The organism is Sediminicoccus sp. KRV36, from assembly GCF_023243115.1.
Lineage (GTDB): Bacteria > Pseudomonadota > Alphaproteobacteria > Acetobacterales > Acetobacteraceae > Roseococcus.
On record NZ_CP085081.1, the window covers coordinates 120,334 to 135,554 of the forward strand.

Below are 15,221 nucleotides of genomic sequence, written 5' to 3' on the forward strand. Positions count from 1 at the left end.
GAGGCGCGCCATGGCAATGCTCGGCTATCAGAACGCTGTCCTAGATCCTGCGGTGGTGCTTTCGGCATCCTCGGTATCGGATGGCTACAGCCCCGAGTTCCTTCGGATCGGCATGGGCAACCCCAGCGTCGCATGGCAGACGGTTTCCGGGGTGGTGAGTGCAACGCTCAGCCTCACCGCCCCGACGCCGATCACCTGGCGCGTGGCGTGCTTGGCGCGCACGAACCTGACCTCGAGCGCAACCATGCGGGTGCAGGTGGGCGCTTACGACAGCGGCACGATCTCGGCTGGCGTGGTGGCCGGCGTTGGTCAGGCGCTGCACATCCTTCCGGCTGACGCATCCGGGCCTTCCATGGTGATCACGCTCACGGACGCCGCAAATCCCGATCGGCTTCTGAATGTTCCTCTGGCCTATGCTGGTCCGGTCCGAGTGACCAATATCGCGCCGTCCTCAGAGGCCGGCCGCGATGTTCGTCGCGCTGACACATCCATGCGCGGCGGGACGGTGATCGTGGAGCCTCTCTCGGCGGCGCGCACATGGAATCTGGTCTTTGCCGCTCTGCTCGACAATGACATCGCATGGCTTGACGCGCTCGAGAGCGCAGCCGCGGGTGGCATCAACATCTTGGCTGTTCCGCGCGAGGGCAGTGCGCGCGCATCAGCGGAGACCATCCTCGGACTTTTAAAGCCAGGGGGCCGCGGATTCCTCACGGCCACCGGCCATCGTCGCACGTGGTCCGCCACCATTTCCGAAAGGTTATGACATGTCCGGCACTTTGCTCATCAGGAATCGCGTCTATCAGGTGGTGCCCAATCCGGGCGGGCCGATTGGCGCTGGCTCAGTCATCACGCTGGGTCTCGCCTTCTCATCGGCGCATCGCACATTTCTGGCCGCCTTCGGGGCCGGCAACCCGGCTTACTTCATCCTGGATGACGGCGCAGGCAAGCGCTTGTCCTGCCTCGTCACGGTCAACAGTGGCGGCACGGTGACCATCAATGAAGTGATCGGCTCGCCCGCGACGGAGACCTTCGCATCCGCCTGCATCGCCTGGTCCGCGGTGCCGGATTCGGAGATGGCGCTCCAGCGGTACTCGCAGTTGGCCGGTTTCCGGAATCTGCTCATCAACGGCAACCCGGTGATCAACCAGCGGGCTTATGTGAGCGGCACGGCGACGGGTGCTGCGAACCAATACACGCTGGATCGCTGGCGCGTCGTGACGTCAGGCCAGAACGCATCCTGGACCGACAGTGCGGGCTTGCGAACCGTGACCGCGCCGGCTGGCGGCATCGAGCAGGTCGTCGAGGCTCCCAACAACCTCGGCGGCTTTCACACTCTCTCCTGGACGGGAAACGCAACGGCCACGGTCAATGGTTCTGCCATCGCGAACAAGGGAACGATCTCCCTCACCCCCAACACGACCGTCATCGTGCGTTTCACGGGGGGGACCTTCACCATGGCGCAGCTCGAGCCGGGGCCGATCGCGACGCCATTCGAGCGCCGCGCAGCCGCCGCTGAAATGATGCTCTGCCAGTGGTATTTCGAGCGTCGAAACTACGCCAACGGATCGCATTTGGGGGCGGGCGCGCTCACCACCACCATCAACCCGCTGGTCATCACCGGGCTGCAAATTCCCTTTCGGCCGAAGCGCACGGCGCCAGCCGTTTCGGGATCGGGCGCAGCCGGCTTTACGCTGAACACCGTCGCCTGCAACTCAATGTCCTTCGGCTCCGATACCGGCGGCAACGTCTGGATTCTGAGCGCCGGCGTGGCATCCGGCTCGGTCGCCACGCCATTCACCTGCGTCCCGGTCTCCACGAACACCAACGTCTGGATCCAGGCCGATGCGGAGCTTTAAGCCATGATCCAGTCCATTCGCTTTGCTGCGGCCGCACCCTCGACCGCGGCGATCATCACCATGGAGGACGGCCAGGAATGGTCCACCGACACGTCGCTGCCACCGGACACATGGCTGCGCGAGCTGATGCACGACTGGCTCGCGGGCCAGGCGCCGGCTGACTACGTCGCGCCGGTCGTGGCCGCGCCACGCATCCTGACCGTGCTGCAATTCCGCGACCGACTGACGCCGGCCGAGGAAGTCGCCATCACTCAGGCGGGCATGGCCTCGGCCGCGGTGCGCGTCTGGCTCGATCGGCTCTCGGGTGCGCAGGAGGTCAATCTCGACGACCCCCGCACCGTGGCGGGGCTGCACGCCATGGCGGCGGCCGGCCTTCTGACCATCGAACGGGTGACGGAGATCCTGGCATGAGTGGCGATCCTCCGATCATCGAGATGGCCTCCACGGCCGCGGCCGCCGGCGGCGCGGGACGGGTGCTGCTGGCGCTGCATGGCGGAGAGCGGCGCTGGCTTGTCCTGCTGATCGAAGCCGGGCTCGGCGCGCTGCTCGGGATCATCGCCGCGTCGGCCGTGACCTATCTCGATCCGTCGCTGCGCGATGCGGGATGGGGGCTGCTCATCGTGGGTGGCGCCGCGGGGCTTTCGGGAGCGCTGGGAACCAGGCTGCTGGATCTGGTCGTGGCGGGGTTGCAGAGGAGGATGGGGTCGTGAGGCGTGACCGGTGAGAACATCGCCCAGTTACGCTGCTTGTCCGTCGTCAAACTCAAGCGACTGCCGCGCAACGCCGCCGGCATCCGCTTCGCTCCCGGCACTGGCTCGCCATAAGCCGAACCTGTCCCCGTTGGCCTGGCATCAAACCAGGAACAAATCCTGCTGCCGGATCGTCGCGCCCGTCTGCAGATTGCACACCACGCTCACCCCACCCGCGCCGATGCCATTACTGTCGAAGGACAGCACATTGGTCGCCGGGTTGAACAGGAACTGGCTCAGCGAGGAGGTCGGCGCCGTGCCGGCGACAAAGCGCCCATCCAGCGAAGCGCCCGGCGTGAAGCCAAAGCCGATCAGCAGGAGGCGATCCACCGTCGAGGTGAAGTCATTGATCGTGTCGCCGCCCTCGCCCAGCGCGATGTAGAACTGGTCCGCCCCGTCACCGCCATAGAGCGCATCCGCGCCGGCGCCTCCATTCAGCACGTCATTGCCGAAGCCCGCGAACATGGAATCAATCCCGGCATTGCCGATCAGCACATCATCCCCGCCATTGCCGACCAGGACATTGTTGCCGCCATCGCCGAACAGCACATCGGCGAATTCGGAACCGAGAATGGCCTCGCAATCGGCATAGATGTCGCCCGCCGCCTCGCCCCTCGTGCCGCTGCCGGTGGCGAGGGAGGCGGTCACGCCCGCCGCGGCGAAGTCGAAGCGCACATAATCATAGCCATTGCCGCCATTGATGTAGTCGCCGCCATCACCGCCGAAGAAGCTGTCATCCCCATCGCCGCCATAGAGCGCATCCCCGCCGCCGGCGCCGAAGATCACGTCATTGCCGTCATTGCCGCCGATCACATTGACGCCCTCATCGCCGAAGAGCGTGTCGCTGAAGGCTGAGCCGATCAGCCCCTCGATTTCGATGAAGATGTCCCCCACGGCCTCCAGCGTGTTGAAGCTCGGCGCGTAGATGAAGATGGCGACGCCGGCGGCAGCGAAGTCATAGCGCGCATAGTCGAAGCCCCCGCCGCCGATCAGCACATCGGCGCCCGTGCCGCCGAAGAAGCTGTCATCGCCATCGCCGCCATAAATCGTGTCATTGCCGCCGGCACCGAACAGGACATCGCTCCCGCCCAGCCCGATCAGGATATTGGCGCCCTCATCGGCGATCAGCGTATCGGCGAAACTCGTGCCAACCATACCCTCGATGGAGATGTAGGTATCGCCATTGGCCTCGCCGGTGTTGGAGGCAGGCGTGGTGAGGAAGGCGGCCAGGCCCGAGGCGGCGTTCTCATAGGTGACATAGTCAAACCCATTTCCGCCATTCAGCGTATCCGCGCCAGAGCCGCCATTGAGGATGTCATCACCCTCACCGCCGGAGAGGAGGTCATTGCCGGCGAGGCCATAGAGCGTGTCATTGCCTCCCAGGCCCGAGAGCGTTTCATTCGCCGTGGTGCCAACCAAGTTGTCGGCACCATCGGTGCCTGTCAGATTCACCCCTCTCGATACGGTGATGGCCACCGCGCGCGCCGCACTGCTCAGCGTCCCGTCACTGGCCGTGACCGTGATGTCGTAGACGTTGTTGGCGCCAGCGTCGGTGGGCGCCTCAAAGTTCGGAGCGGCCTTGAAGGTGACTGCACCAGTCGTGCTGCTGATATTGAACAGTGCGGCATCCACGCCGCCCAGCGCCCAGCTGAGTGTCGTGCCCGCATCCGGATCAGAGCCGGTAGCCTGGTAGGCCACGCCGGTGCCATTCTCAGCGAAGTTCGCCGTGCCAGCGGAGGTGACACTCGGCACCTCATTCACATTGGTGACGGTGATGGCCACCGCGCGCGCCGCACTGCTCAGCGTCCCGTCGCTGGCCGCGACGGTGACGTCATAGACATTGTTGGCGCCCGCGTCGGCTGGTGCTTCGAAGTTAGGAGCAGCCTTGAAGGTGACCTCGCCCGTTGCCCCATTGAGGTTGAAAAGCGCGGCATCCACGCCGCCCAGCACCCAACTGAGTGTCGTGCTCGCATCTGGATCAGAGCCGGTAGCCTGATAAACGACGCCGCTGGCATTCTCAGCGAAATTCGCCGTGCCAGCGGAGGTGACACTCGGCACCTCATTCACATTGGTGACGGTGATGGCCACCGCGCGCGCCGCACTGCTCAGCGTCCCGTCGCTGGCCGCGACGGTGATGTCATAGACATTGTTGGCGCCCGCGTCGGCTGGTGCTTCGAAGTTAGGAGCAGCCTTGAAGGTGACCTCGCCCGTTGCCCCATTGAGGTTGAAAAGCGCGGCATCCACGCCGCCCAGCACCCAACTGAGTGTCGTGCTCGCATCTGGATCAGAGCCGGTAGCCTGATAAACGACGCCGCTGGCATTCTCAGCGAAATTCGCCGTGCCAGCGGAGGTGACACTCGGCACCTCATTCACATTGGTGACGGTGATGGCCACCGCGCGCGCCGCACTGCTCAGCGTCCCGTCGCTGGCCGCGACGGTGACGTCATAGACATTGTTGGCGCCCGCGTCGGCTGGTGCTTCGAAGTTAGGAGCAGCCTTGAAGGTGACCTCGCCCGTTGCCCCATTGAGGTTGAAAAGCGCGGCATCCACGCCGCCCAGCACCCAACTGAGTGTCGTGCTCGCATCTGGATCAGAGCCGGTAGCCTGATAAACGACGCCGCTGGCATTCTCAGCGAAATTCGCCGTGCCAGCGGAGGTGACACTCGGCACCTCATTCACATTGGTGACGGTGATGGCCACCGCGCGCGCCGCACTGCTCAGCGTCCCGTCGCTGGCCGCGACGGTGATGTCATAGACATTGTTGGCGCCCGCGTCGGCTGGTGCTTCGAAGTTAGGAGCAGCCTTGAAGGTGACCTCGCCCGTTGCCCCATTGAGGTTGAAAAGCGCGGCATCCACGCCGCCCAGCACCCAACTGAGTGTCGTGCTCGCATCTGGATCAGAGCCGGTAGCCTGATAAACGACGCCGCTGGCATTCTCAGCGAAATTCGCCGTGCCAGCGGAGGTGACACTCGGCACCTCATTCACATTGGTGACGGTGATGGCCACCGCGCGCGCCGCACTGCTCAGCGTCCCGTCGCTGGCCGCGACGGTGATGTCATAGACATTGTTGGCGCCCGCGTCGGCTGGTGCTTCGAAGTTAGGAGCAGCCTTGAAGGTGACCTCGCCCGTTGCCCCATTGAGGTTGAAAAGCGCGGCATCCACGCCGCCCAGCACCCAACTGAGTGTCGTGCTCGCATCTGGATCAGAGCCGGTAGCCTGATAAACGACGCCGCTGGCATTCTCAGCGAAATTCGCCGTGCCAGCGGAGGTGACACTCGGCACCTCATTCACATTGGTGACGGTGATGGCCACCGCGCGCGCCGCACTGCTCAGCGTCCCGTCGCTGGCCGCGACGGTGATGTCATAGACATTGTTGGCGCCCGCGTCGGCTGGTGCTTCGAAGTTAGGAGCAGCCTTGAAGGTGACCTCGCCCGTTGCCCCATTGAGGTTGAAAAGCGCGGCATCCACGCCGCCCAGCACCCAACTGAGTGTCGTGCTCGCATCTGGATCAGAGCCGGTAGCCTGATAAACGACGCCGCTGGCATTCTCAGCGAAATTCGCCGTGCCAGCGGAGGTGACACTCGGCACCTCATTCACATTGGTGACGGTGATGGCCACCGCGCGCGCCGCACTGCTCAGCGTCCCGTCGCTGGCCGCGACGGTGATGTCGTAGACGTTGTTGGCGCCAGCGTCGGTGGGCGCCTCAAAGTTCGGAGCGGCCTTGAAGGTGACTGCACCAGTCGTGCTGCTGATATTGAACAGTGCGGCATCCACGCCGCCCAGCGCCCAGCTGAGTGTCGTGCCCGCATCCGGATCAGAGCCGGTAGCCTGGTAGGCGGTGCCGATGGCATTTTCAGCGAAGTTCGCCGTGCCGCCGGAGGTGACGCTCGGCACCGTGTTGATGAGGCTGGCGGTGTTGATCGCAGTGCCGGCGAAGTTCAGCGTCTCGACATCGCGGGCGACGAGATCAGTGCCGTCGCCGACGACCGTGAACAGGCTGGTCCCGCTGTCATAGGTGATGGTGTAGTTTGCCGCCGCGCGATCGAAGAAGGCTGTGTCGGTGCCGTCGCCGCCGCTGATGCTGTCGTTGCCGGCGCCGCCAAACAGTGTGTCGTTGCCGCCGCCGCCGGACAGCGTGTCATCGCCGGCGCCACCCGACAAAGTGTCGTCCCCGCTGCCGCCGTCGATCCCGTCGTTGCCGTCGCCGCCGGACAGCGCCTGCCCCATGGTGAAGAGAGAGGTGACCGGCGTGGAGATCAAGAGCTGCGCCTGGCCGTTGGTGTAGGTCCTGAAGCCTCCGCCGGTGGTGCCCAGCGACCATCCTGTATCGGTCAGCAGCACGCTGTCGCCGGCGTTGCCCAGGACGCGCAGCGTGTTGCTGCTGTCGGACAGGTTCAGCAGCTCCAGCGCCGTGAGGATCAGCTGGTTGTCGCCAATGCCGGTCAGGTCGATCTGCTCGATACCGGTCAGGCGGTTGTTGGCCACCCCCCTCAGGTCGAGCGTGAGGCCTGCGGCGTCCAGCGCCAGCGTGTCGGTGCCGCCCCCGCCGTTGACTTCGAGGAAGCTGGCCGTGCCGACCCGCAGCACGTCATTTCCCGAGCCGCCCCGCAGCACGTCGAAGCCACCATTGCCGATCAGTATGTCGTCGCCCTGCCCGCCGATGATGATGTCGGGCAGCCCTGTGCCGGTGAGGGTCTCGCTGGCGCTGGTACCGGCCTGGGTCACGGTCTGGGTGAAGTCGCGGCCGAACAGAACGTAGCTGTCACCCGCATCGGCTTTGGCGTTTCCGGCGGCATCACTCAGGAACGCGCCGATTATCAGATCGTCAAAGCCGTCACCGTTGACGTCGCCAGCTGGAGACACCGAGCGTCCCGACTGATCATTGGCATCCACGCCATAGATGACGAAGCCGCCGATGCCAGCGCCCACCTGTGTCAGGTCTACGCTCGCACCGAAATCGCCTGGCTTGCCAAATACGACATAGCTCTCGCCGGCTTTCGATTTGGCATTTCCGGCAGCAGCCCCGTACGGCGCTCCAATGAGCAAATCATCGAAGCCGTCGCCATTGATGTCGCCCGCCGAGGCCACCGAGAAGCCAGAGAAATCACCGGCATCCGAGCCGTAGATGACGAAGCCACCGCTGCCAGCGGCGACCTGAGTTAGATCCACGCTGGCGCCGAAGCCGCCAGCCTTGCCGAATACGACATAGCTTTCACCAGCATCGGCCTTGCTATTCCCGGCCGCATCGGCAACGAAAGCCCCGATGAGCAGGTCGCCGAAGCCGTCGCCATTGATGTCGCCTGCCGAAGCGATCGAGCGGGCGGAGCGGTCCACCGCATCCGCGCCGTAGAGGACAAAGCCACCGGTGCCGGCCTCGAGCTGTCTCAGATCCACACTGGCGCCGAAGCCGCCGGCTTTTCCCAGCACCACGTAGCTGTCGCCAGCATAGGATTTGATATTGCCCGCGGCATCACCACGATCCGCCGCGATGAACAGGTCGTCAAAGCCATCGCCATTGACGTCGCCCGCCGAGGCGACCGTGAGGCCGGACTCGTCATTCTCATCCGCGCCGTAGATGGCAAAACCGCCGGTGCCGGCAGCCACTTGGACCAGGTCGATGCTGGCCCCGAAGCCATCGGGCTTGCCGAAGACGACATAGCTCTCACCAGCACTGTTTTTCAGGTTATTGGCTGCATCGCCCCGATACGCGCCGATCAACAGATCATCGAAGCCATCGCCGTTGATATCGCCGGCTGAACTCACCGAAATTCCGGACTGGTCGCCCCCATCCACGCCATAGATGACGAAGCCGCCGGTACCGGCAGCGACCTGGGTGAGATCGATGCTGGCAGCGAAGCTACCGGCCTTGCCAAACACAACATAGCTCTCGCCGGCGTCGGTCTTGGTGTTGCCGGCGGCATCGCCGCGGTTCGCCCCAATCAGCAGGTCATCAAAGCCGTCGCCGTTAACGTCGCCCGCCGAGGAGACCGAGTAACCGGACCGGTCGCCGGCCTCGCTTCCATAGACAAAAAAGCCACCTGTGCCGGCCGCGACCTGGGTGAGGTCAACCGACGCGCCAAAAACGGCGGCCTTGCCAAAAATAACATAGCTGTCGCCAGCATTGAGCCTGGCATTGCCTGCTCCATCGCCACCCTGGGCCCCGATAAGGAGGTCGTCGAAACCATCACCATTGATGTCACCGGCTGAGGCTACCGAAATGCCCGATGTGTCACCGGCATCCACGCCGTAGATGACGAAACCCCCGATACCCGCGGCGACCTGGGTCAGATCAACAGCCGGGTTCGCCAGCGAAAGCGTCAGTGAAGTGCCGACGAATAGCTGTGCCTGACCTTGGGTGTAAGCCGTGAAGCCCCCACCGGTGGCGCCGCGTGTCCAGCCGATATCGGCCAGCAGCACGCTGTCGCCGGAGTTGCCCAGGACGCGCAGCGTGTTGCTGCTGTCGGACAGGTTCAGCAGCTCCAGCGCCGTGAGGATCAGCTGGTTGTTGCCGCTGCCGGTTAGGTCGATCTGCTCGATGCCGGTCAGCCGGTTGTTGGCCACCGCGCGCAGGTCGAGCGTGAGGCCTGCGGCGTCTAACGCCAGCGTGTCGATGCCGCCCCCGCCATTGGCTTCGAGGAAGCTCGCCGTGTTGATGCGCAAGACGTCATTGCCCGCTCCACCGCGTAGCACGTCGAAGCCACCATTGCCGATCAGCGTGTCATCGCCCTGTCCGCCGATGATGATGTCGGCCAGCGCACTGCCAGTCAGGGTCTCGCTGGCGCTGGTACCGGCCTGGGTAACGGTCTGGGTGAAGTCGCGCCCAAACAGAACGTAGCTATCGCCGGCATTGCCTTTGGCATTGCTGGCGGCATCGCCATTATACGCTCCGATAAGTAGATCATCGAAGCCGTCACCATTGATGTCGCCCGCTGCAGCCACCGAGATGCCGGACTGGTCATTCGCATCCACGCCGTGGATCACGAAGCCGCCCGTGCCTGCGACGACCTGGGTCAGATCGATAGCCGCGCCAAAGCCACCGGTCTTGCCGAAGACCACATAGCTATCGCCGGCATCGGTCTTGGCATTACCGGCGGCATCGCCGTAGCGCGCCCCGATCAGCAGGTCATCAAAGCCGTCACCGTTGATGTCGCCTGCCGAGGCCACCGAGCGGCCGGACTGGTCATACCCATCCGCGCCATAGATGACGAAGCCACCGGTGCCGGCCGCCACCTGGGCCAGGTCGATACTGGCGCTGAAGCCGCCGGCCTTGCCGAACACGACGTAGCTCTCGCCAGCGTAGGATTTGGCATTGCCGGCGGCATCGCCGGAGCGCACACCAATCAGCAGATCATCGAAGCCGTCGCCGTTGACGTCGCCCGCCGAGTCCAACGAGAAGCCGGACTGGTCACCCGGATCCGCGCCATAAATGACAAAGCCGCCAGCGCCGGCGGCCACCTGCGCCAGGTCAATGCTGGTGCCGAAGCCACCTGCCTTGCCGAAGATGACATAGCTGTCGCCGGCATTAGGCTTGGCGTTGCCGGCGGCATCGCCCAGGCGCGCGCCGATGAGCAGATCATCGAAGCCGTCGCCATTGATGTCGCCCGCCGAGGCCAGCCAGCGGCCGGACTGGTCATCCTCATCAGCGCCATAGATTGCGAAGCCGCCAACGCCGGCGGCCACCTGCGCTAGGTCGATGGTGGCGCCGAAGCCACCCGCCTTGCCGAACACGACATAGCTATCCCCGGCCCCGGATTTCGCATTGCCAGCGGCATCGCCACGGTATGCTCCAATGAGCAACTCATCGAAGCCATCACCATTGATGTCGCCCGCCGAGGCCACCCGAAAGCCGGAATAGTCACCTGCATCCGCGCCATAGATGACGAAGCCACCGGTGCCGGCCGCCACCTGGGTCAGGTCAATGCTGGCGCCGAAGCCGCCGGCCTTGCCGAACACGACATAGCTGTCGCCCGCAGCGGACTGGGCATTGCCGGCGCCATCGCCAAAGATCGCCCCGACGAGCATATCATCGAAGCCGTCACCATTGATGTCGCCTGCCAAGGCCACCGAGATGCCCGACTGGTCCCCGGCATCCACGCCGTAGATGACGAAGCCGCCAGTGCCGGCGGCCACTTGGGTCAGGTCGATGGCGGCGCCGAAGCCGCCGGCCTTGCCGAATACGAGATAAGTGTCGCCGGCGTCGGTCTTGGAGTTTCCGACAGCATCGCCGTAGCGCGCCCCGATCAGCAGGTCATCGAAGCCGTCGCCATTGATGTCACCCGCCGAAGCCACGGAGAAACCGGACCGATCACCCACATCCACGCCGTAGATCACGAAACCGCCGGTGCCGGCGGCCACCTGAGCCAGGTCCACAGCCGGGTGTATCAGCCGCGGCGTAGGCGTCAGTGTCACAGCCAGCGCCGCACCAACCAACAGTTGCGCCTGGGCGTTGCCGTAAGAGGTGAAGCCGCCGCTGGTGCCGCCCTGTACCCAGCCGCCATCGGCCAACAGCACGCCGTCGCCGGCATTGCCCAGCACGCGCAGAGTGTTGCTGCTGTCGGACAGGTTCAGCAGTTCGAGCGCAGTGAGGATGAGCTGGTTGTCGCCGCTGCCGGTCAGGTCGATCTGCTCGATGCCGGTCAGTCGATTATTGGCAACCGCGCGCAGGTCGAACACGAGGCCTGCGGCGTCCAGCGTGAGCGTGTCGACGCCGCCGCCGCCGTTGACTTCGAGGAAGTTGGCCGCGCTGACTCGCAGTACGTCATTGCCAGCGCCGCCGCGCAACACGTCAAACCCACCATTGCCGATGAGCGTGTCGTCGCCCTGGCCGCCGATGAGGATGTCGGCCACGGCGAAGCCGGTGACGGTCTTGCCGATACTGGTGCCGCGCTGGGTAAAGTCACGGCCGAACAGAACGTAGCTGTCACCGGCATCGCCTCTGGCGTTTCCGGCGGCATCGCCATAGCGCGCCCCGATCAACAAATCATCGAAGCCGTCGCCGTTAATGTCACCCGCCGCAGCCACCGAGATGCCGGACTGGTCATTCGCATCCACGCCGTAGATGACGAAGCCGCCGGTGCCGGCGGCCACCTGGGTCAGGTCAATGCTGCGGCCGAAGCCAGCCGCCTTGCCAAACACAACATAGGTGTCACCGGAAGAGGATTTGAAATTGCCCGCCGCATCGCCACCGAAGGCGCCAATCAACAGGTCGTCGAAACCGTCTCCGTTGATGTCGCCCGCCGAAGCCACCGAGCGACCAGAGTAGTCCAATGCATCGACGCCATAGATCACGAAGCCGCCGGTGCCCGCGGCCACACCGTTTAGGTCGATGCTGGCGCCAAAGCTGCTCGCTTTACCAAACACGACATAGCTGTCGCCAGAATTGACCTTGGCGTTGCCTTCGGCGTCGCCGTACCGCGCTCCAATAACCAGGTCATCGAAGCCGTCGCCATTGATGTCGCCCGCCGCGGCCACCGAGCGACCAGAGTAGTCATTTGCATCTGCGCCGTAGATGACGAAGCCGCCGGTGCCGGCTGCCACTTGGGTCAGGTCGATGCTAGCGCCGAAGGCGGCAGCCTTGCCAAACACCACATAGCTCTCGCCAGCGTATGATTTCACATTGCCGGCTGCATCGCCGCTCGGAGCCCCGATCAGCAGGTCGTCGAAGCCGTCTCCATTGATATCGCCTGCCGAAGCAACCGAGCGGCCAGACCGGTCGTTTGCGTCGGTTCCGTAGATGACGAAACCACCGGTTCCGGCGGCTACCTGGTTCAGGTCGATGCTGGCACCGAAGCCGCTCGCCGTGCCGAACACCACATAGCTTTCGCCGGCATCGGTCTTGGCGTTGCCGGCGGCATCGGCTCGGGGGGCCCCGATGATCACGTCATCAAAGCCGTCGCCATTGATGTCGCCCGCCGAGGCCACCGAATAACCAGCCAGATCATTGGCATCGGCCCCGTAAATCACGAAGCCACCGGTGCCTGCCGCCACCTGGGTCAGGTCAATGCTGCTGCCGAAGCCGCCGGTCCTGCCGAATACGAGATAGCTGTCGCCCGCTCGGGATTTCGCATTGCCGGCGGCGTCGCCACCATTCGCGCCGATCAGAAGATCATCGAGGCCATCTCCGTTAATATCACCCGCCGCGGCGACGGACCCGCCAGAATAGTCGTTTACATCCACGCCATAGATGACGAAACCGCCAGTGCCCGCGGCCACCTGCGTCAGGTCAATGCTGGCGCCGAATCCGCCAGCCTTGCCGAATACGACATAGCTTTCGCCGGCAAGAGATTTGGCATTGCCTGCGGCATCACCTCCATGCGCTCCAATCAGCAGATCATCGAACCCGTCGCCGTTGATATCACCAGCCGAAGCCACCGAGATGCCGGAGAGGTCACCCGCTTCCGCACCATAGATGACGAAGCCGCCGATGCCGGCAGCAACCTGCGTTAGATCGATCGATGGGATGCTCAAGGAGACCGTCAGCGACAATGTCGTGGCGACCAGCAGCTGGGCCTGGCCGTTGTTGTATGCGGTAAAGCCGCCACTGGTAGCCCCGCGTGCCCAGCCGGTATCGGCCACCAGCACGCTGTCGCCGGCGTTGCCCAGCACGCGCAGTGTGTTGCTGCTGTCGGACAGGTTCAGCAGCTCCAGCGCCGTGAGGATCAGTTGGTTGTTGCCACTGCCGGTCAAGTCGATCTGCTCGATACCGGTCAGGCGGTTGTTGGCCACCCCCCTCAGGTCGAGCGTGAGGCCCGCGGCGTCCAGCGCCAGCGTGTCGGTGCCGCCCCCGCCGTTGACTTCGAGGAAGCTGGCCGTGCCGACCCGCAGCACGTCATTGCCCGAGCCGCCCCGCAGCACGTCGAAGCCACCATTTCCGATCAGCGTGTCGTCGCCCTGCCCGCCGATGATGATGTCGGGTAGGCCTGTGCCGGTGAGGGTCTCGCTGGCGCCGGTGCCGGCCTGGGTGACGGTTTGGGTGAAGTCGCGACCGAACAGAACGTAGCTCTCGCCTGCATCGGTTTTGGCATTGCCCGCAGCGTCGCCCGCAAGCGCGCTGATCAGCAGGTCATCAAAGCCGTCGCCATCGATGTCGCCCGCCGAGGCAACCGAGTAGCCGGAGACATCGCCCGCATCCGCGCCATAGATGACGAAGCCGCCAGTACCAGCGGCCACCAGCGTCAGGTCTATGCCGGCGCCAAAGCCACCTGCCTTGCCGAACACCACGTAGCTTTCACCCGCGTCGGTCTTCGCATTGCCGGAAGCATCGCCGCCGACAGCACCTATGATCAGATCGTCGAAGCCGTCGCCATTTATGTCGCCAGCCGAGGCCACCGAACGGCCGAACTGATCATTCGCTCCCACGCCGTAGATGACGAAGCCGCCGGTGCCTGCCGCCACCTGCGTCAGGTCGATGGCCGCGCCAAAGCCACCGGCCTTGCCAAATACAACATAGCTATCGCCCGTGGCGTCCTGGGCATTCCCCGCGGCATCCCCACCGAATGCGCCGATCAACAGGTCCGTGAAGCCGTCACCATCGATGTCACCCGCCGAGGCCACTGAAATCCCGGAGGCGTCACCGGCATCCGCGCCGTAGATGACGAAGCCGCCGGTACCGGCGGCCACCTGAGTGAGGTCGATGCTGGCACCGAAGCTCCCGGCCTTGCCGAACACAACATAGCTCTCGCCCGCATCGGGCCTGGCGTTGCCGGCTGCATCGCCGAGATAGGCGCCAATCAGAAGATCATCGAAGCCGTCGCCATTGATATCGCCCGCCGAGGCCACTGAGATGCCGGATTGGTCGCCTGCATCCACGCCGTAGAGGGCAAAGCCGCCGATGCCTGCGGCCACTTGGGTCAAATCTATGCTGGCGCCGAAGCCACTCGCCCTACCGAACACGACATAACTGTCGCCAGCACTGGACTTGGCGTTGCCGGCGGCATCCCCTCCAGGCGCCCCGATGATGATATCATCGAAGCCGTCTCCGTTGATGTCGCCCGCCGAGGCCAGGCGATGACCAGAAAAGTCGTATGCATCCGCGCCATGGATGACAAAGCCGCCGGTGCCGGCAGCCACCTGCGCCAGATCGATACTGACCCCAAAGGCGCCAGGCTTCCCGAACACGACATAGCTCTCGCCGGCGCCTGCTTTCGCATTTCCGAACGCATCGCCACCGCTCGCCCCGATGAGAAGATCATCGAAGCCGTCGCCATTGATATCGCCCGCGGAGGCAACCCAGCGTCCGGACTGGTCAAAAGCATCCACGCCATAGAGGACGAAGCCGCCGGTCCCGGCGGCTATTTGCGTCAGGTCGATAGCAGCCGGAAAACCGCTTGCCTTGCCGAACACGACATAGCTATCACCCGCGCTGGTCTTTCCATTGCCGGCGGCATCGCCGCCATGCGAGCCGATAATCAGGTCATCAAAGCCGTCACCGTTGATGTCACCCGCCAGGGCCACTGAACTGCCCAAATCACCCGCATCCGCCCCATAGATGACAAATCCAGCCGTGCCAGCTGCGATTTGCGATAAGTCGATGGGTGCGAAGCTTGAATTCGGCATCGAAACAGCATGACGGTAACGGTCAAAATGCTCAACGCTAATTGATCCTCATCCACGGAAA

5 protein-coding genes are annotated in these 15,221 nt (G+C 64.3%); 4 read left to right on the forward strand and 1 reads right to left on the reverse strand.

Going from position 1 to position 15,221, the window contains the following annotated elements; all coding sequences use genetic code 11:
- Positions 1-10: 10 nt before the first annotated feature.
- From LHU95_RS00595 to LHU95_RS00610, 4 genes are read left to right on the forward strand one after another with little or no spacing between them, the layout of a single operon-like run.
- Entirely contained in the window at positions 11-763 is a 753-nt protein-coding gene (locus LHU95_RS00595) for a hypothetical protein (RefSeq protein ID WP_248709450.1), read from the forward strand.
- A 1-nt stretch (position 764) separates the two neighbouring features.
- On the forward strand, positions 765-1,856 hold the full coding sequence (locus LHU95_RS00600) for a hypothetical protein (protein ID WP_248709451.1): 1,092 nt from the start codon (positions 765-767) through the stop codon (positions 1,854-1,856).
- A 3-nt stretch (positions 1,857-1,859) separates the two neighbouring features.
- Complete coding sequence (locus tag LHU95_RS00605) at positions 1,860-2,267, forward strand: hypothetical protein (protein WP_248709452.1); 408 nt, start codon at positions 1,860-1,862, stop codon at positions 2,265-2,267.
- Positions 2,264-2,566, forward strand: coding sequence for a hypothetical protein (locus LHU95_RS00610; protein ID WP_248709453.1), 303 nt, complete (start codon positions 2,264-2,266; stop codon positions 2,564-2,566). The genes LHU95_RS00605 and LHU95_RS00610 overlap by 4 nt, the downstream gene beginning before the upstream one ends.
- Before the next feature lie 141 nt (positions 2,567-2,707).
- On the opposite strand, the gene LHU95_RS23310 is transcribed toward LHU95_RS00610, so the two are convergent.
- The gene (locus LHU95_RS23310) at positions 2,708-15,160 is read right to left on the reverse strand and encodes a hypothetical protein (protein ID WP_283094279.1); all 12,453 of its coding nucleotides are present in this window, start codon (positions 15,158-15,160) and stop codon (positions 2,708-2,710) included.
- Positions 15,161-15,221 lie beyond the last annotated feature (61 nt).

Excerpts from the sequence above, each read along its gene's own strand:
- LHU95_RS00595 (WP_248709450.1), top strand. The coding sequence starts at position 11 with ATGGCAATGCTCGGCTATCAGAACGCTGTCCTAGATCCTGCGGTGGTG.
- LHU95_RS00600 (WP_248709451.1), top strand. The coding sequence starts at position 765 with ATGTCCGGCACTTTGCTCATCAGGAATCGCGTCTATCAGGTGGTGCCC.
- LHU95_RS00605 (WP_248709452.1), top strand. The coding sequence starts at position 1,860 with ATGATCCAGTCCATTCGCTTTGCTGCGGCCGCACCCTCGACCGCGGCG.
- LHU95_RS00610 (WP_248709453.1), top strand. The coding sequence starts at position 2,264 with ATGAGTGGCGATCCTCCGATCATCGAGATGGCCTCCACGGCCGCGGCC.
- LHU95_RS23310 (WP_283094279.1), bottom strand. The coding sequence starts at position 15,160 with ATGCCGAATTCAAGCTTCGCACCCATCGACTTATCGCAAATCGCAGCT.